This is a genomic window from Paenibacillus amylolyticus, assembly GCF_003719335.1.
In the GTDB taxonomy this organism is placed as follows: domain Bacteria; phylum Bacillota; class Bacilli; order Paenibacillales; family Paenibacillaceae; genus Paenibacillus; species Paenibacillus amylolyticus_D.
In genome coordinates, this window is record NZ_RIAS01000003.1 from 330141 (window position 1) to 349780 (window position 19640).

The 19640-nt window shown below is 44.8% G+C and carries 14 protein-coding genes; 5 read left to right on the forward strand and 9 right to left on the reverse strand.

Annotated elements, in window-relative coordinates; all coding sequences use genetic code 11:
* Window positions 1-313 precede the first annotated feature (313 nt).
* Complete coding sequence (locus EC604_RS08200; RefSeq protein WP_123063684.1) at window positions 314-5518, reverse strand: fibronectin type III domain-containing protein; 5205 nt, start codon at window positions 5516-5518, stop codon at window positions 314-316.
* A 404-nt stretch (window positions 5519-5922) separates the two neighbouring features.
* Window positions 5923-7479, reverse strand: a complete 1557-nt coding sequence (locus EC604_RS08205; RefSeq protein ID WP_123063685.1) for an ABC-F family ATP-binding cassette domain-containing protein — start codon at window positions 7477-7479, stop codon at window positions 5923-5925.
* 193 nt (window positions 7480-7672) lie between these two features.
* Between EC604_RS08205 and EC604_RS08210 the strand changes: the two genes are divergently transcribed.
* The gene (locus EC604_RS08210) at window positions 7673-8128 is read left to right on the forward strand and encodes an SET domain-containing protein (RefSeq protein WP_123063686.1); all 456 of its coding nucleotides are present in this window, start codon (window positions 7673-7675) and stop codon (window positions 8126-8128) included.
* Window positions 8129-8341: 213 nt separating this feature from the next.
* Here the strand turns inward: EC604_RS08210 and EC604_RS08215 are convergent, their stop codons facing one another.
* Window positions 8342-8980 carry a DUF1349 domain-containing protein gene (locus EC604_RS08215; protein WP_240036716.1) on the reverse strand — a complete coding sequence of 213 codons (639 nt, stop codon included), beginning with the start codon at window positions 8978-8980 and terminating at the stop codon, window positions 8342-8344.
* Window positions 8981-9427: 447 nt separating this feature from the next.
* Complete coding sequence (locus EC604_RS08220) at window positions 9428-10027, reverse strand: TetR/AcrR family transcriptional regulator (protein ID WP_123063687.1); 600 nt, start codon at window positions 10025-10027, stop codon at window positions 9428-9430.
* A gap of 164 nt (window positions 10028-10191) precedes the next feature.
* Between EC604_RS08220 and EC604_RS08225 the strand changes: the two genes are divergently transcribed.
* Both EC604_RS08225 and EC604_RS08230 read left to right on the forward strand, forming a co-directional pair.
* Window positions 10192-10557 carry an iron-sulfur cluster biosynthesis family protein gene (locus tag EC604_RS08225; protein WP_123063688.1) on the forward strand — a complete coding sequence of 122 codons (366 nt, stop codon included), beginning with the start codon at window positions 10192-10194 and terminating at the stop codon, window positions 10555-10557.
* Between the two features lie 895 nt (window positions 10558-11452).
* Window positions 11453-12229 carry a M15 family metallopeptidase gene (locus EC604_RS08230; protein WP_123063689.1) on the forward strand — a complete coding sequence of 259 codons (777 nt, stop codon included), beginning with the start codon at window positions 11453-11455 and terminating at the stop codon, window positions 12227-12229.
* A 209-nt stretch (window positions 12230-12438) separates the two neighbouring features.
* On the opposite strand, the gene EC604_RS08235 is transcribed toward EC604_RS08230, so the two are convergent.
* On the reverse strand, window positions 12439-12678 hold the full coding sequence (locus tag EC604_RS08235; RefSeq protein ID WP_123063690.1) for a hypothetical protein: 240 nt from the start codon (window positions 12676-12678) through the stop codon (window positions 12439-12441).
* A gap of 137 nt (window positions 12679-12815) precedes the next feature.
* Between EC604_RS08235 and EC604_RS08240 the strand changes: the two genes are divergently transcribed.
* Window positions 12816-13448, forward strand: a complete 633-nt coding sequence (locus EC604_RS08240) for a nitroreductase family protein (RefSeq protein ID WP_123063691.1) — start codon at window positions 12816-12818, stop codon at window positions 13446-13448.
* 356 nt (window positions 13449-13804) lie between these two features.
* Here EC604_RS08240 and EC604_RS08245 read toward each other — a convergent pair whose 3' ends face one another.
* Window positions 13805-14983 (reverse strand): leucine-rich repeat domain-containing protein, encoded by a 1179-nt coding sequence (locus EC604_RS08245; RefSeq protein ID WP_240036717.1) that lies wholly within the window; start codon window positions 14981-14983, stop codon window positions 13805-13807.
* Window positions 14984-15205: 222 nt separating this feature from the next.
* Between EC604_RS08245 and EC604_RS08250 the strand changes: the two genes are divergently transcribed.
* On the forward strand, window positions 15206-15694 hold the full coding sequence (locus tag EC604_RS08250; protein WP_123063692.1) for an AraC family transcriptional regulator: 489 nt from the start codon (window positions 15206-15208) through the stop codon (window positions 15692-15694).
* 167 nt (window positions 15695-15861) lie between these two features.
* Here the strand turns inward: EC604_RS08250 and EC604_RS08255 are convergent, their stop codons facing one another.
* The 3 genes from EC604_RS08255 to EC604_RS08265 all read right to left on the reverse strand — a co-directional run bounded on the left by EC604_RS08255 (window position 15862) and on the right by EC604_RS08265 (window position 19522).
* Window positions 15862-17106: an aminopeptidase gene (locus tag EC604_RS08255; RefSeq protein WP_123063693.1), complete on the reverse strand. Its 1245-nt coding sequence runs from the start codon at window positions 17104-17106 to the stop codon at window positions 15862-15864.
* A gap of 112 nt (window positions 17107-17218) precedes the next feature.
* Window positions 17219-18760, reverse strand: a complete 1542-nt coding sequence (locus EC604_RS08260) for an acyl-CoA synthetase (protein WP_430538756.1) — start codon at window positions 18758-18760, stop codon at window positions 17219-17221.
* A gap of 396 nt (window positions 18761-19156) precedes the next feature.
* Entirely contained in the window at window positions 19157-19522 is a 366-nt protein-coding gene (locus EC604_RS08265; RefSeq protein WP_123063695.1) for a cupin, read from the reverse strand.
* Window positions 19523-19640 lie beyond the last annotated feature (118 nt).

The following is a 19640-nucleotide window of genomic DNA, read 5'->3' on the forward strand; positions in this document are numbered from 1 at the left end:
ATTACTTCGATTTTAATTCCTACTAAAATGATCATATTAATTTCTTCTCTCTAGAACCTAACACACCGGGGGATTAGGGTCAATTTCAATGATTTTATACCATTTATCAGTTTCCCTGATAAAGGAACAAAACGTGCGAATCTTCGGTTTGCACTTCGTCAGCAACAATCGACAATGAACGGCAAAAAAGCTTGCTTTAACCCGACTTCAGGTTAAAACAAGCTTTAATGTCTTTTATAAGATACACCAGAAACTAAAATGAATGGAGGAAGAACAAACCGCTTTCATATGAAAGTGACAGAGGAATGATTCATCACTTTTTCCAAACCAGCTTGCTCATCATTGCATAGATTAGTGCAGCAGATTCGGCCCGGTTGGCTTCAGCCGAAGGTTTTATTTCACCGTTGTAACCACCCACGATGCCCAGGTTCACAAGCGAAGCTACACTCTCTCTTGCATACGCGTTGATTTTGCCTGCATCCCGGAAACGAGCAAGATCAGCTGCGGAAGAATTCTGTGCTCCATCATCAATGAGTCCACCCGCAGCGAGCGCCCTTACTGTTAAGGTCATCATCTCCTGACGAGTAATTGTGGACTCTGGCATGAAACGTCCATCTCCAGCCCCATCCGTAATACCGAGTGATCGCGCTATGTTAACAGCCTTATAATAAGAAGATTGTTCATTCACATCCTTGAATGGTTCAGTAGAACTCCCGTTTAGACCAAGCGAAGCTACCAGCCACTGTACATATTGCCCGCGTGTCATCTCCTGTTTGGGATGTAGCTGTCTGCTGTCCTCACTACCTGTTGCATCTACCACGCCCCGAACAGCAAGTGCCTCCATCGCTTTTTGTGCCCATGGCGCTCCGGCTAGATCCGAAAAGTTCTCTTCCATAGATAGGGCAGCATATGCACCAGTCAATGATAAAGATTTTGCAGAAAATACAAGCTCACCGCGTCCCGGATCGTAATAACTCTGTGGAAGCGGAGTTATTACTCCGCTTGACCCGATTTGCACTGCAACAACGTTGTCGGCCACGGTATCTTTTGATGAGGTGTACGGTAACTCCATTGAAATCCCGCTATCAGGCATGAAGGTCTGATGATTAAGGCTAAATTCGAGCTTTACACCATGCACTGCTCCCAAACGATCCGTTATCCCTTGCGGAAGCGGTGTGCGGATCAATCGAATAGTTGCCATACCCTCTCTGGTTCCCTCTTTAGCCAGCAAATTAGCAGGCAACTCCACCGTTGCAAACGCAGACACGATACGGAAAACATCGGATGGCTTCTGCTTCAACAGGGATGACACTGGCAGTGCCAGCTCATATGCCGTCGCTTCTGGAACAGACTTCAACCGAAATTCAACCAGTCGTTGACCTGCTCCTGTAAGAGGTGCGGCTTTGAGCGCAGCTTCAATTGCAGAAGCATCGACTTTAGAATGTGCATTTCCTTCTGGAGCCAATAAGGCCTGTAATTCAAGAACAGCACGATCCTTTTCTATAACAGGTAGAGTTGACGACTGGGATTGTCCTGTGCCTGAGGTGTTATTGTTATTGCCAACCTGACCACCGTTGCTGCCCGGATTCGAAGTATTCCCATCATTACCGCCTGGAGACGTTGTACGTGCAGGTACGTCAACGACCAAAGGGGACGTTGTGGCTTTGCTCCCATCGGATGCGCGTGTGATTTCAAGTTCAATCCAGACCGTCGTTTCACGGGCTGGTAAAATAATTGTTCCGTCCAGCTTGATTATAGACGGAGCTGTACTTGAGTGAATAGAAGCTGTAAACCCTTGAGGCAGCAAAGGCAGTTTCATTTTTGTAGAAGCTGTCGTTGGCTGTTCAAGCGTTGTAATACCTGAAGCTACGTCGGCAGCCGTCCGCCGGGTTGTTGTGACTTGATAAGGATCAGACAATCCTTTGAGGGATTGGCCTGAATCGTCCAATGCCTCGACTTTATAATAGTAAACCGTGTCTTCGTTCAGCCCAGAATCCGTATACTCTGGAAGTGCGCCGGAATAGATTCTCTCGTAAGTTCCTTGATCTTGATTCGAACGATAAAGCCTATAAGTTGACGCTCCGGATAATGTATCCCACTCAAGCGTTACACTTGCATTCGTGGCAGAAACCGAATGCAGGCCCCCGGTTCCATATACAGGAGACGTTGGTTCAGGTTTTACAATCATAATCCAGCTGATTAGCGGGTCCTGGGATGCCGTATTGCGTACCGTGACATCCAGTTTACCATTAGATACCTCAATGCCCTGGTGAGCACGAACACTTGCAGGTATATAGGCAACCGCCCCGGTGTTTGTACCGTTAACAATAAAATCCGCCCGGCGTGAAGTATTCGTCCACGGGTCATTGAATCCTGCATACACATCATATTTACCGTTGGCTACCTCAAAGCTATACGTCAAATCTTTGCCTTTCGGAGAATTGCTGACATTGCCACCATTCAGGTAACGTACGGTTGAGAATATATCACCGCCGCTTGATCCGGAAGGCAGCGCATCGGCACTAACATATCCCCAGGATTGACCTTCAGCCGGAGCATACATCTGATCCACAATTCCCGGATGCATGAGGGTATCTTTCATATAACTACTCATCAGCTTGTAATCTGCCGTATCATAACCACCGCTGTTCACAAAGTATAGTGTATTTTCGGGAATAATAAACACGCGAACCGCCTGTGTTTTGTTGTTATACTCAGGTGTTGTGATCTGGAGCGTGAGCGGGCCAGGCTTGGCAAAATCCTCCGCTGTCATCGCGCGATGATCAATTGTCCAGACGGCTGGCGTTGACACGAGATGATTTCCATCACGCACCTTTACGGTGGAAGGCAGGACAGGAACTTCCCCAAGTTTCACCACTTCTGGCAGTTTATCTGCGATTTCCACCTTACCCATGGAATTTAACAGATCAGGTGTCCAGCTGTTATACCACTTGATCGCAATGTCTGAGCCTATACCGAATTCAATCGGCAAAAACACGTATTTGGCTGCATCATTGGCGAAATTGCCTCCATTCCAAGTATCTCCCACGTAAATAAATTTGCCTTTTTCCGGATCAACCGGGATGACCGAAGTTGTCTGTGTGCCAAATGCCTTCCCGGGATCTGGATCACTTGGCAGTGTGCGAACAAACGGATTTGTCATCGCCGACCAAGGTCCGAAGATATGATCCGCGACCGTAACTTTGTTCTCGTTAGGAGCCCAGCCTGTTGCACCTGATGTTAAAATATAATATTTGCCCTGATACTTGAACATAGCCGGTGCTTCACGTTGTCCACCAGGGAATACCCGAACATAGTCTACGCCGTATTCCGCCTGATACACGCTATCGCGAACAGGATTGCCTTTATCATCCTTAAGACCTTGCTTATGCCAGCCCGTGACGTCACTGTAATCCTCGGTGAGCTTTGAAATGTATAAAGTCAGATTTTCTTCGCTGGAGTAAATTAGGTAACCCGTGCCGTCATCATCCTTAAATAGTGTCATGTCACGGGCCATACCTCTGTCACTTGGGAAATAGTCCTTCTCGCCCTCAGGAGCCATGTCCATACGGTAGCTCTTCTGATATATAAAAGGTCCAGCAGGTGAGTCACTTATTGCATAACCGGCCTTCGCTTTACCATAATTGGCATTATTGTTGTAAGGGTCCTTGTCTCCATCCATGTGGGCCCACATGACATATTTTTTCGTTTTATCATTGTAAATGACTTTTGGCCGTTCGATAATCCGTCCTTTGCGAATATCTGCCCAGATGTCCACACGATCCTCGCGACCCGCATAGAGTTCCTTAATTAACGGGTTTGTGTCAAAATCGTCCATCGACTGAAGCATCGTCAGTGCCATGCCTTCGTCTGTCCAGTTCATCAGGTCTTTGGAAGAATAGGCACGCACCCCTGCAGCAGGCCAACCGCCCGTATGATATTCGCCATACCAGTAATATTTTTCTGTTTTTTCATCGTAAAAGAAACCTGCGCCATGAGCATCAATCGGTTTGCCGTTTTGATCCGGCCACAATTGTCCTGGCGTAATACTTGTGCGCACCGTGGATACTCCAAGCGGTGCAGATACAGGAGTGTCCATTCCGTCCACATTGGCCTGAATCGTATAAAAGTAACCCGTGCCCATCGTCAAACCTGTGTCGTCTAACGAAGTCGCCTTCCCTGAGTAGACTTGCTGATACGTCCCTGAAGCGCTTGTCGCCTTCGACACCGTGTAGGAGACTTCTGCTCCGGGCAGTGCATCCCACCCTAAAGAAATGGATGTATCCGTTGTAGCAGTAACACCAAATCCTGAAGGAGAATCTACCGTGTACGTCTGCGCTTCCGCTGTACTAAATGTCGATTCACCCGCAGCATTGTACGCCGTCACCCGATAGCTGTAGCTCTTTCCAGGCTCAAGTGCCTGATCCGTAAACGACAAATGGTTGCCGTCGTATACCTGTTCATATACTTCTGTTCCTTGCTCGGCGCGAACGACACGATAACCACTTGCCTTATTTACTGCATTCCAGGTCAATTTGACACTTGTCGCTGTCATTGCTGTCGCCTTCAGATCACCCGGTGGTTGCGGAGCCTCGGCAGCCGTTTTGGCTTCAAGCGGAGCAGACCACTGTGACTCGGTTAATGCCCCGTAGTCATACGCAAGTCTGTAATAATAGGCTGTATCCGAGCTTAGTCCTTCATCCACATAACTTGTTGATGATGTCTTACTTACATAAGCGTAACCGCCTTCCAGCATATTCGAGCGGTACAGACGGTACCCTGTCGCCCCTTCAATCTCCGGCCAATGCAAGGAAATCGAAGATGCCGTCTCTCCATCCTTTGCAAGCACAGCTTCATTCACTTGAGGCGGCTCCGCGATCATTACATCATCAATATGTACGGTCTGCCACTTATTTCGAATGCCAACTGTACCGGTTGCAATAGATGTATCCATCAGATCAAAAACCAATCGGTCCATCCCATTTTCGGTGATATAACCGCGGATCGAGGTCCCCGATACCGCCACTTTAAGCGTATACCATGTATTTTTGTTAAATGTGTAGTCCACCGATTTTAGCGTAGTATCTGCGCCATTTACTCTTTTGCTGAAAACGAGTTTGTTGCCGGGCATCTGCATTTGGAAGTAGTAATAGTTGCTCTTGTCTTGAAACCGCGGTAAAATTCCGGGAAATCCCTCACCCGCTCCTGTATAAAAACGCATTGACACTGTCTTATCCGGAATGGACTCCCCCGTTGTGATAAAACCTTCATCGGTTCCATTTTGAAAAAGAACCTGGTTGGATGCGTCCGCCGGATCTGATGTCACTTGCCACTGGCCTGAGATCACATGCCATTCAGGTGAAACGGTATAATCTCCATCGGAAAAATCGTCTTGAATCCACAATCCGGGAATAAGAGCTTCATCTGCAAGAACCTTGTTCGGGTACATTAATGGTCCTGAAGAGAACATCAGTGCAGCGGATAACAGGATTGCAACCGGTTTTCTCAGTTTATCCAATCTCGATTCGCTCCTTTGCGTCTGAAAATATAAGCAGGTTCCTTACACATCCAGCGTAGTGATTAAACTTCTAGTACACATGAATCAGTCAATCAGAGCACAGACCATACTTCTCCGCTGATCACACCTCCCCAATTAATGAAACCGGTTTCATTCAAGAGCAAAAAAAGACCCGTTTACTCAGGCAGGTGCAATCATCCACGTTACGGAGAACCGAGAAGCGTTTCTTTTTTTGCCCATGTCGTAAAACAGGTTTCTTAAACGCAAATTGTAACCGCTTTCTAAAATTAGAATATCGTTTGCTTTTAGGGCTGTCAACCATTCTTTGGTCCTATTTCACCCTTTCTCTTAAATGACAAAAAACGCGTATTCCACATGCGCTATGCAAGTGAAATACGCGCCTTTTAGAAAACTTTCGTCGTCCAGGATTCGCAGTTCCATGTGTCTGTCACGACGTCACGGTAAAATTCAGGTTCGTGTGAAATCAGCAGGATGCTGCCTTTGTACGCTTGAAGCGCACGTTTCAACTCATCCTTCGCATCCACATCCAAGTGGTTCGTCGGCTCGTCAAGTACAAGCAGATTAGTCTCATTATTGATCAGCTTGCAAAGACGCACTTTCGCTTTCTCGCCACCGCTGAGGACAGCGACCTTACTCTCAATGTGCTTGGTTGTCAGTCCGCATTTGGCAAGTGCGGCACGTACTTCAAACTGGGTGTAGGAAGGAAACTCCTGCCAAATCTCCTCAATACACGTATTGTAGTTGGCTTCTTTCATCTCTTGCTGGAAGTATCCGATTTCCAGATTCTCGCCGCGCTGCACATTCCCTTCCAAAGGCTGAATCTCACCTAAAATGCTACGCATCAGGGTTGTTTTACCGATCCCGTTCGCACCAACAAGAGCAATTTTCTGGCCGCGCTCCATACGCAGATCAAGCGGTCTGGACAACGGTTCGTTATAACCAATAACCAGGCTTTTCGTTTCAAAAATAAGCTTGCCTGACGTTCTCGCATCGCGGAAGTTGAATTGTGGCTTCGGTTTCTCCTTGGCCATCTCGATGACATCCATTTTATCGAGTTTCTTCTGTCTGGACATCGCCATATTGCGTGTGGCAACGCTGGCTTTGTTACGTGCGACGAAGTCTTTCAGGTCTGCAATCTCTTGCTGTTGACGTTTGTACGCCGACTCCAGCTGTTGTTTCTTCATCTCGTAGACTTCCTGGAAGTGGTTGTAATCGCCCACATAACGCGTCAAATCTTGATTTTCCATGTGGTAAATGAGGTTAATTACGCTGTTCAGGAACGGAATATCATGTGAGATGAGAATGAATGCATTCTCATATTCCTGCAAATAACGTTTCAGCCACTCAATATGCTGTTCATCCAGATAGTTTGTCGGCTCGTCGAGGAGCAAAATATCCGGTTTTTCCAGCAACAGTTTGGCGAGCAGTACTTTGGTCCGTTGTCCACCGCTCAGGTCATTAACGTCTTTATCCAGACCGATGTCGGTCAAGCCCAGACCACGTGCGGTTTCGTCGACTTTGGCATCGATCATGTAAAAGTCCTGGTTTGTCAGTGTATCCTGAATGGTACCTACATCCTCAAGCAGCTGCTCCAGTTCCTCTGGCGTAACGTCGCCCATTTTGCCGTACATCTCATTCATTTCCTGTTCCATGTCAAACAGGTATTGGAATGCGCTGCGCAGCACATCGCGAATCGATTGCCCTTTGCTGAGTACCGCATGCTGATCGAGATAACCTACACGCATACGTTTGGACCATTCCACTTTACCTTCGTCTGGCTGAAGCTTACCTGTAATAATATTCATGAAGGTGGATTTACCTTCTCCATTCGCCCCGATCAGACCAATGTGCTCGCCCTTAAGCAAGCGGAATGAAACGTTGTTAAAGATAGCACGGTCACCAAAACCGTGACTTAATTTTTCTACATTTAATATACTCATTCATGACACCTTTTCTATATAGACTTAATTCTTTGTATATTATAAGCGTTATCTACGGCACAACTCAACGCCCTATTTTAAAAATGTGATGTTCCATTTGCCTTATCCCGGCGTATGCGGTAAAATTTTGCCTTAAACGAATTACAACCATTATATAGAACGGAGCTCTCAGCGAGAGCATCAGGTGAATGTCATGATTGAAGTAAAACAGTCCAGGCTGGGTGACGGCGGTGAGTTTAACCGTGGGGTATTTGCTACAGTGGATATTGCAAAAGGTCAACTGATCCATCAGGCCCCCGTCGTACCTTATCCGAATGAAGATCACGAGCATATTGAGAAAACGATTCTGGAGGATTACGTCTTCGAATACGGTGCCAATCATACCGCGATCCTGTTAGGATACGGCAGTCTGATTAATCATTCCTACGAGCCTAATGCCACGTATGATATTAACTTCGAAAATCACACCTTTGATTTCTATGCTTATAAAGACATCAAAGCTGGCGAAGAAATCCTCATTAACTATAACGGCGAGGAAGATAATATGGACCCGCTATGGTTCCTGGACGATTACGAAGAACGTATGCGCGAAATGCAGGACAAAGAAGAACAAGACAACGAGCCTGCTCAGGAATCCGAAAAAAATTAATGCGCAGTTCTGCTCTCTAATCCCGGTATTATGATTCATTAGAGTATGTATGAAACGAATCATGCCCGACTACTCATTAAGCTTGAGTATTCATTGAAAGAAGCAAGGAAGCAAGTTCCTCTATAGGAAACTTGCTTCCTTTTTGTTATGCCATGGGATTACCTGTTCTGGCGACAACTCATCCGCTACGCACTGTACACCTTTACGATATATTCATGCACCATTCCCTGTTTCATCATCGATCGGTGGATCGGAATGCAAGTCTGTATCTGGCGCAGTATAGGTCCATCTTGTAAAAGCAACCTCAAAGCCTGCCCGTTTAGGCGAGCAAAGGAACGGTCCTGCCTGCTTGTGGGCCGGATAAGCAAATCTTGCCACCCTAATCGTACGCCACGGATGCTCATCTGTACGCGCACGAATGATAACGGATTCCTGGTGATACGACGCACGAATCGTAACAATTCTTCCTCCCCACTCCGGTACAGGTGACAGTGACCAATCCGAGAATTGATCTGTGACAACAGCACCGACATGTACGACACCATCATTGACCTCAACCCCGGCTTTAATCCACTGATGTTCTCCATGCCACAGCATTAATCCCGCCTGATCATATAATTCTGTGAACGAATTTAGATCAAACGAAACTTCAACAGCTTGTTCCCCATCCCACGGCGCAAGCAAGGCATGTCCATTTCGGTGACAGAAACCATAGAAAGTCTCTTCCCAAAAATCACTGCCCTCCTGAGCCTGCACAATCAACCGCTCTCCATCATGTTGGGTATGAACAGGCTCGGTTGTCCAGCTTCCTCGTTCAAGGTTTGTAAAGTTGGCGGACATCTCCATTCTCATCCTCTCTCCCATCCTTGCAAAAGTGAATCTTGCAACTCCCATATTCTCATCACTCACGTGTACGGAGAATATAGCAGTTGCATGACCTACTTCCACTTTTGCGATAGCCTATTTTTCAAGGTTACGTCTATACGTGTACGAATTCGACATCCCCTGTACATTTACCTTGTAAACTACCTTATAATCTATCTTATATGCTTCCCTTATGTTCTTATCCCTTGTATTAATAGATTATGCATTGATCTAATGCCCACGAAGAATTTCTTATCTACGCTGCTCTATCATCTGTTTTGAGAACAAGCGCCCGATGGATAAAGTTGTTGTCATTTAAACCCTCTCCTTTTTTCGGACTGATCAGTCTATAAACAACGAAAAAATAAACGCTTTTCGCGTTCATTTATAAAATTCTAGAACAACAACTCATCTTACGCTAAAAACATCAAAACACTACAAAACTACATTATAATCCAACACCTTCAACGTCGTTTGCACAAGGTCCCGCAACTCTTCCTCACTCGCACCACTTTTTGCCGTATACGTGAACGAAAGCCTTGAATAGTTAAGAAACCGTGCAATGCGATGCAGTTCTTCTTCTTGTAACTGTAACTCTCCCGTATTACACCCTCGTAAAAGTGCAGTGTAAAATACGTTCTCCATCCAGCGGTTATTCGCCTGTATAAACGCAGCGATCTCATGTTGCTGAGGTGCCTGTTCTATCGCGCTGTTAATGATAAAACATTCGTTGCGCCGATCGGGATCGGCTAACACGTTCACCACCTCTTCAAACAATTGTTGCATACCCTCACGTACACTGCCGCTTTGTTCTAACAGTTGCGTCGATGCTTCTGTTTTCTGCTGCACGTAAAACTTCAGAGCAGAGACAAACAAATCATGTTTTGTTCCGTAAGTGTCATAGAGGCTTTGCCGGGCAATGCCGAGTTCATTAAGTAACACCGTTAACGAGGTCCCTTCATAACCATAAGCGCCAAAAACAGAAGTCGCTTTTCGTAATACTTGTTCTGTGTCAAACTCTTTCGCTCTTCCCAACTGGTGTTCCCACCTCCTCTTCGTTAAACTCATCATATACATTCCAGACTGATCAGTCAAGAAAATGAATGATTTAAATTTCGACAAAGTGGTATAATGGCACTACAGGTTGAATGTTCATTAACCGTTTATGACGATGTCAATATATAGAGGAGTGAAGCGATATGCATATGCAAATTACAGATCTGGCAGCAACGCGTTTGACAGCAAGTTTGAATGATCAACCGGGTTATTTCAAAGTATTTTACGATATGGAAGGCTGCGGATGTAACGGTGTTGTCGTGCTGCTGATTGTTGATGAACTGGCAACGCTGGATGAGCAGATTGAAACCAACTTTGTTCCATTCTACGTGGATCCCAAACACCAGCTTAACCTGGAATCAAGCATGAAACTGGATGCACAAGAAAACTATCCTGCCTTTACTTTGAGCAGTGATTCGGGTGTAATCAGCAGTAACCTCCGGCTTCGTGATGCACGCGCTGCCGCAGTAGGTACACCAAGTGCTGTTAACGCATGTACTCTATCCTAAACAGCAGGTAAGCAGAGTATTGCCGCTCTTGTAGGAAAGCGATCCGCCTCGAAAAGAGCGCGTTTGTTTGCGGATGTGTTCTCATCTAACCGCTGCCAATTCAAAGGCTACTGAGTCTGCAAAAATGATTTGTCCATCTTTCTCGAGCACCTGATGCTTGGACCAACTTCTAACGATCATGAGGAACCTTATTTAGCCCAAAATAGATAGATTCAAAATCTAACGATCACCAGTAATGTTATTTGCTTTGAAAACAGCCTTTGAGGCTGAAAAACGGGCTGTTTTCGCAGAATAAGCTCTCTGGTGATCGTTAAAATTTTAGAATGTGTAAAAAGCGGCAAATAGCGTCTGTGGTGATCGTTAGATTTTTTACAACTTACTTGATAAAAGCCTGGAGTTACTTGCTTAAATTGTTTTACTTGCTTATGCCTTGACTTTGCTGATGTATAACTTATGCCCTCCCTTTTTATTCCCTTTATGCTCTTTACTTTGTGCTCTATACGCTCTTTATGTCTTTACTCACTTTCACCTGTCTCCCTCACCGTTTACATTTCTCCTTCCAGTATCTTTTGTGCTGCAACAGCCGATCTCCTGCGTCTTCCATCTCTGACAACTGCGATATTCGAACTCTCATCTACTTTTCCATTACTTTTCTAATGTACGATTTGTCTGGTGCACATCATGAAACTACGGTTACAATCTAGACTCCACCATTATTTCGATTGCCAACCTCTTATCTCGGAGATGACACTCTTACTCCCGCCAAATCGCCAAATGAAAAAGAGATTCTTGCAAACTTTGTTTACAAGTCGGAAACATTTGGAGAACCTATGGACATAATCCTCCAGTATACTTGGTTTATAGATTAATATATTCCAAGGAGGAATTCCCCATCATGTCTTCATTTACTCGCAAATCCATCATATCGACACTTCTGGTTGGCTCGGTGCTTGCAGGCACAGCGTTTACTACACTTCCGATCAACCAAATATTTAACCCGGTTGCTTCTGCGGCAAGCTCAAATTTCTCTCAATTTCTGCACGATAATGCGCCAAGCCGTACCATTACAACTTCTAGCAAAGGCGTTGCTACCGTGACGAACCTCTCTAGCACCGTTGTGCTTGTAAATAAAAAAAGAAACTTACCATCCACTTACGAGCCGAAAGATCTGGTCGTTCCTAACATCCCATTCAGCTTCTCCGGCTCCAGTCCGAAGAAACAGATGCGTAAAGTCGCAGCATCAGCAATGGAGAAGTTGTTTGCCGCCGCTAAAAAAGACGGTATCGATATCAAAGCTGTTTCCGGCTACCGCTCTTATTCTACGCAGAAAGCAATCTTTGACCGTAATGCCAGCATCAAAGGCGAAGCTGTTGCCAATAAAACAAGTGCTCGTCCAGGACAGAGCGAACATCAAACCGGACTCGCCATGGACATTTCCAGCGCTTCGGCAGGTTATGATCTGCAGCAAAGTTTTGGCAACACCAAAGAAGGCAAATGGCTGAAAGCCAACGCCCACAAATACGGTTTTATTATCCGTTATGGCAAAGACCAAGAAAAATTGACCGGATATTCATATGAGCCTTGGCATGTCCGTTATGTTGGTGTCTATATCGCCGGCGAGGTTACTAGCCAAAAATTAACTTTGGAGCAATATTTGGAACGTGCAAAATAAGCTCTTGGTTGGGCGAGCAGCTTAGTTAAATCGATCTGTTCATATGCAAAATGACACCTGGAGAAAGGGGCACACTTGCCCCTTCTCCATATAAATTACAAGATAGCTGTAGTTCCAGGAAAGCATCTTTGCACCCATGTATTCTGAGAAAGTGTTCTTGAGAGCAGTCTCGTACCCCATACGGTTACAGATCAATTCTTCAACATTTTTCAAACTCCGGCAATACGCCGAATCAAGACAGGCAACCGTTTCACACCTTCGGTACCTGCCCAGGAACTTGCCCCTGCCAGTAAATCGTTGTGGCTCAGATAAAAGGCTGTTTTGTATACAAGGTAACCCAGTATGATCTCCACCACCACAAACTTTTTAAGGGCAGAGGATTCAAAGACATAAACCTGGAACTCATGATGCCGCCAAGCTGATTTTATTCTGAGGATGAATGATCTCATGACTCACCTCTGCTGTTTTCTACTAGCGTATGGCGAGCACATCTTGTCTTATTCAAAAATAATACTTACATAAAGTAATTAAGTATGTTATATTCACTTTATAAGCAAGCAAACTCTACATAAGTGAGGTATACAACATGAGCGAATTGGATCAATTGATTAAAAACCGCAGATCTGCTGTTATTTTTGAAGAGGGAATTGAAATTTCAGAGTCCGAACTGGAAGAAATGTTTGCTTTGAACAAATTTGCGCCATCCGCATTTAACCTGCAACACACTCATTATCTTGTATTGACCGATGAAGCTCAAAAAGAGAAAGTATATCAGGCTTCGCAACAATATAAAGTGAAAACAGCTTCTGCGGTCATTATCGTGTTAGGGGATGTCAACGCACATCATCATATTCGCACGATCAACGAAGGACTTCTCAACTTGGGCGCACTCACACCGTTTCAATACGAGCAGGAATCACAGAGTGTTATTGAATTCTATGAAACTCGCGGCAGATTTTTCCAACGTGAGGATGCCATCCGTAACGCCAGCCTGTCAGCGATGCAATTCATGTTGATCGCTCAGGATCGTGGCTGGGACACTTGCCCGATGATTGGATTTAATGCTGAAGAGTTGCAGCAAAGCCTGGGCATTCCGGATCATTACGTACCTGCAATGATGATTACCATCGGCAAAAAATCAGAATCCAAACAGCGGCCGCGCGGATATCGCAAACCTATTCATGAGTATGTTAGTTTTAATAAATTGAATGCCGAATAAGTATTATATAAGTTGAACTAAAGATTTTACACAGTCCACTCCGAGACAGAAGAACCTTCTAATCGCTGTTATCCCCAGATTTTTTTGGATTCCCTTTTCCAAAGGGGAAAATCCGGTGATAAGCGTATGCTTCCGATGTAGCTTTCTTGCAGAAAGCTTTTAGAGGAGCGCTTCGCTTTTCCAGGTTTTTTCTGCCCTCTCCGTTAAAGTGTAAAAGAATAGTTCAACTTATATAGTCGATCTTTCCTAAAATATAAGTGCTTTAAAAGCCACGACTTCAACTTCGTGGCTTTTTCGTGTTTACAACTTAATCAAGTTACTGAATGCCTTCATAGCCTTCTTAACGCTCCGTTGTTTCAATACGTTTCATATATTAACTCATCCGAGATCTGGAGATCGCTATCGAATTCAGCATAGATATAGAGCTGCCCGGCTGGCGTATCGCCGGCATCAAATCCCAACTTTAAACTGCCATCCGCTTGAAATGCTGCATCAACCAGCACCAAAGTACTTACATCCTCGTCTGGATGAGCTTTACCAATCAAATGAAGCGCCTGCTCTCGCAGGACATGCCATTGTTTCCACGCCGCTTCAAAGAAACCCGATAACGCAGCCATAGCGGCCTTCGTTGAAATTTGTGCGTTAACTCGCAGTTCCCTTCCTTCATCCTGCAAATCCATACGATACATCGTCGTTTCATTATCATATTGGAATGTACCCATGCCTGAAACTTCATGATCCGGTTCAATGATGAGATTATCCCCGTACTGCATGCGCTCCATCTTGGAATTATGACTCACGTCAAGTGATTTCAGCTTATTTTCAGAACAATATAACTCCACAAGTTCGGTATTATTGCGCAAATCCAGTTTACGAATATGATTATTGAAACAACGCACACTTTCCAGATGGTAATTGGAGCGGAGATCCAGACTTTTGAGTTGATTGTGATGACAGCGAAGCTCAAGTAAAGCAGGACAGCCGGTGACATCAAGTTCGATAAGATCATTGCTTGCACAATCCAAATAAGTTAGCTGCTCGTTATTGGCCATATCCAGTGAGAAAAGTGTGTTGTAGCTACAGGAGAGTCTCTGCAATTGCTTCAAATGCTCTACTTTCAGCTCAGAGAGCAGATTCCAGTTGCATTCAATCGACATCAGCTTGTGATTCTGCGACAGTTCCAGTTTACGCAGACGATTAAAGCTGCAATCCAGTGCTTCAAGTTCTGTATTGGAGTACAGGTTCAGCTCAACAATTTGATTTTCTCTGCATAATAACGTTTTCAACTTCAAATTATGTTCGACGTTCAGACTGATCAACGCATTATATGTGCAATCGAGCATCTTGAGTTCCGTGAAATATTCAATCCCCTGAAGATTTTTCATACCGACTTTGGGAAGCTCCAGTGTCTCCACTTCACTCACATCTTGCGCCCGAATATAACCTCGTTGATCACAATAATTCGCTAATATGTATTGCTTGAAAAGTTCATCTGTAAAGGCATTTGTAATATCCATCCCACCATCTATACTCATCTTGGAATCTCCTCCCTAACCACTTTGCATACGGTTCACTGTACATGTCATATCATGACTATTTTATGAGTTCTTTGAGAGGTTTTCAATGCTACCAGACTATCATTTCTGTACGATATCCCTTACCGAATCAACGTTTTTACCGACTTTGCTAAAAAAAGTATACATTTTTTTTTATAACATGTTAGCATTCTTCAAGTAAGCATGATATCCAATTAGGAGATGATAATCATAGATAAGAAAAACTTGTATCTCGAACAGCTTCGCCCCTTCCGTATGGCATATGTACGTCAAACTGGACCTTATGGCCCTTCAAACATGCAGACAATGGAAAGACTGAAACAATGGGCGAACCAGAAAGAACTGCTAAAGGAAGATGCCATACTGTATGGTATTCCTCAAGATGATCCTCGGATAACTATGCCAGAACATTGCAGATACGATGCATGTATAGTGATCAGCGATGATTTCAATCTTGAACAAGAGCCTGGCCTTGATATTAGCTTAGGAAAATCACCAAGTGGAAACTACCTGACGATCACGATTCCGCATACGGTTGAGGGTATTCAGAAAGCCTGGAATGAGATGATTCCACAGTTACACTTGAATGGCTATCGGATGGATAATACAAAACCTGTTATCGAAAGATATTGTCTTCCACTGCTTGATCAGCATTTATGCGAGCTTTGTATTCCTGTAACAACTGATTAAAGCAAAAGAGTTTTAAATGTTTTATGTCAGGTCTAGTCTTTGATATTCCTTAAAACTGTATTTAAACAGAAAAGTGACTTTCATCGAAGTCACTTTTCTAAGTTAGAGCTGTTATTGACTGGATTTGAAAAAAATCGCAATCATCTTAATTGGATGTCTATTTCATCTTAAAATGCCCAGTTTCCTTTGCGGAACACCGGCTCAATCGTACCGTCCTGCAACTCCCCGTCGATGTCCAGTTCCGCAGAACCAATCATGAAATCAACATGTGTCAGACTTACATTGCATTCATGTTTCAACAGTTCTTCATTCGACATCGCTGTGCCGCCCTTCATGTTGAAGGGATACGCACTTCCGACAGCCAGATGGCAGGATGCATTCTCATCAATGCCGGTATTATAGAAAATACGATTTAAATTCGAGATTGGCGAATTATGTGGTACAAGCGCCACTTCTCCCAAATAACGAGCACCTTCGTCTGTCGCAAAAAGGTTCTTCAGATGCTCTTCGCCAGAAGCTGCTGTATACGCAACAACCTGACCATCTTTAAATGTAATTCGCATCTGATCTACGAGCTGGCCATTGAGGTTCAGCGGCATCGTACTGCTAACATAACCGTTTACACCGCTACGCTTCGGCATCGTAAATACCTCTTCTGTCGGCATATTCGCGACGGTGTAGACCCCTTGTTTGTTTTCACTGCCACCACCGCCCCAGATGTGGTTGTCCACCAGTTCAATTTTCAGATCCGTACCTGGTGCACGATAGTGCAGGCTCTTATAATTTTTCTGATTGAGTAATTCACTCATTTTGTTCAGCGTTTCGATGTGCTCTTTCCAGTTCTGTACAGCGTCTCCGCCGTCTACACGATTCATCTTGAAGATGGTATCCCACATCACGTTGATGCGATCTTCCTCCGGGATATCGGCAAATACTTTATTGGCCCATGCTTTGGTTGGCGCTTTGATCAGACACCAGCTAATATCATGATTACGTGTATATTTGGAATATCCTTTGCGTGCCTCTGCTGCTGCTTTGGTCGCACGGGATACTTTTGTCGCTTCGATTCCGTTGTACAAATCTGGATCAGGTACTTTAATCGTCAGTGTTGCTCCTCCAGCTTCGGCGAACCGTTCCATCATGTCGCCTTTCCACTTCGGATAATAATCAAAGCTATCATCCGAACCATGCTCAAACCGGCTGCGTGTAATTTTATCGTCCTCGAAATCGACTTGTACATAGTTGGCTCCGGCCGCGTATGCTTTTTGGGCGATCAGACGCGTAAACTCCAGTGTTTCAATCGGGGCTGTTACCAGTAGGTCTTGTCCCTTCTGGATATTTACACCAACTTTAACTACTAATTCAGCGTATTGTTCCAATGATGTTGCAAAAGATTGTTCAAACGAGCTCATGTTAGCTTCACTCCTGCTTCGGTAAGATTCAAATTGCTGTATTCTCAAACATCATCATATAAGATGCTATTTCTTCTTTAGCCTCTATATTGCTCTATACACAGTCCGCAAACTAACCGTTGCGTTTTTCCTGCTCCCGCAGTTCAATGCGGCGAATCTTACCTGAATTGGTCTTTGGCAGATCAGATACAAATTCAATTTTGCGTGGATATTTGTAAGGCGCTGTCCATTCCTTCACATGTCTTTGCAGTTCATGCGCGAGTCCCGTTGAGGCTTGGGAAGGGTCTCGCAGCACAACAAAGGCTTTGACAATGTTGCCCCGAATTTCATCGGGACTTGCAACGACAGCACATTCTTTCACACTCGCATGTTTCATAAGCGCTTCTTCTACCTCAAACGGCCCAATCGTGTATCCCGAACTGATGATGATATCATCACTGCGACCTTCAAACCAGAAGTAACCTTCTTCATCTTTTTTTGCCCGGTCACCTGTAACAAAATATTCCCCGCGCTGGTTCGCTTCCTTGCGACCCTCGTCCTCATAATAAGCACGGAACAGCGCCGGCATGTCCTTATGCACAGCAATATCTCCGACTTCGCCGGCAGGTAGTGGTTGTCCATCTTCGCCGATAATCTCGATCAGTCCCGGGGTAATGGACTGACCCATGGAACCGATGCGCACAGGCGCATCCTTCAAACTGCCGATTAACAGCGTGCTTTCCGTCTGTCCGTAACCATCGCGGATTGTAAGATCGAAATGACGCTGGAAGATTTCAATCACTTCCTGATTCAGTGGTTCGCCCGCCGATACAGCGCTGCGAAGATGGGATAAATCAAAATGTCCGAGATCATCCGTTTTTGCCATCAGGCGGTATTCCGTCGGTGTACAGCAGAGCACGTTAATTTGATGCGCCTGCATCAGTTCCAGATAACGCTTCGGCTGGAATGAGCCGTTGTATACCAAACCTGTTGCCCCTCTTCCGAGTACCGACAGGAACGGGCTCCAGATCCATTTTTGCCATCCAGGTGCTGCTGTTGCCCACACCATATCGGTCGGCTGGATATCCAGCCATAACGTGGATGCAATCCGCAGATGTGCGTAACCCCAGCCGTGGCTATGTACGACGCCCTTTGGATTCCCCGTCGTGCCCGAAGTATACGCGAGAATGGCCATATCATCACGATGCGTCTGAACAGCATGCATTTCTTCCGGCTGATTCTGCATCAATTGATGCACGTTAACCCAGTCTTCTCCAGGAACAGTATGGTCTCCGTTAGGTGATGCAACGATACGATGGGCAAGTGCTGGCAGATCGGAATTCATTTTTTCCACTTCCGATGTGGTCTCAGACCAGACAATGACTGCTTTCGCCGATGAATGCCGCAGACGATATTCCAAATCTTTCGCACGCAGCATCTCTGAAGATGGAATCACAGCAATGCCAAGTTTCAGACATGCAATATATATTACATAAGCGATAATCCGGCGTGGTACCATGACCAGCACCCGATCCCCTCTTACCAAACCAAGTTCACGCAGTCCTCCAGCGAGACGGTTAGCCTGTTTTAACAAATCACCGTACGTAATCTCCTCTACTTCTTGCTGATCGCTGAGCCATCTAAGTGCAATCCGATCTGACGGGTGGTTCTCCATCTCGGATGTCAGGTTATAGTTTTCAGGCGCAATCCACTGTTCAAAATTCAAATGGAGCCTCTCCTTTATCATCTAATATATATAAATTGAACAAGTTTACACATTCACTCCTATGACAGAATAACCTTCCTATCGCTGTTATCCCCAGATTTTTTTGATTCCCTTTTTAACGCGAAAAATCCGGTGATAAATGCGAAGCTTATGCTTACGATGTAGCTTTCTTACAGAAAGCTTTTAGCTTCGCTTCTCCAGTTTTTTCTGTCCTCTCCGTTTATGTGTAAAAATAGTTCATTTATATAACGTCTTTATATTATACATCAAATCCTATGACCAGGTACTATGAACAACAACCTTTTTATAATAAGAACAGGACTTTCTCATTCCATTCGTGATTATTTAGAGGTCACTTTCTCTGGAAGTCATGTATGCTGATGGGTTCAATTCTTCGCTTTCGATAACAATCGCTGTTAGACCGATCTTTGATATGGTTTCATGCCATTCTCCCTTTTCCCAAAAAACAGCTTCTCCCGCTTTTATTTCGATAAAATCATCGTTCCCGCTTCGGACCTTTCCTGCTCCTGTCATAATGAGCATCAGTTGCGGTGATACGGCCTGGTGGTATCCAACCACACCGTTAGCGGGGATATGCATACAGCCTATATGCGCGTTACCGCTCGTTTGAATGATCCGAGACATCACAAAATTCGAATCAAATTTCGTGATTGGCCTGCCGCTCTCGCGATCAAATCGATAAAACTCCATGATGCATCTCCCTTTCTTGCTCATCTGATAACCTAATAACGAATCATTCCAGTATAAACCTTATGCTACTCGATACGCCAGTTCTTCCCTTCTGAACATAAAAAGTACCTTTTCTCTA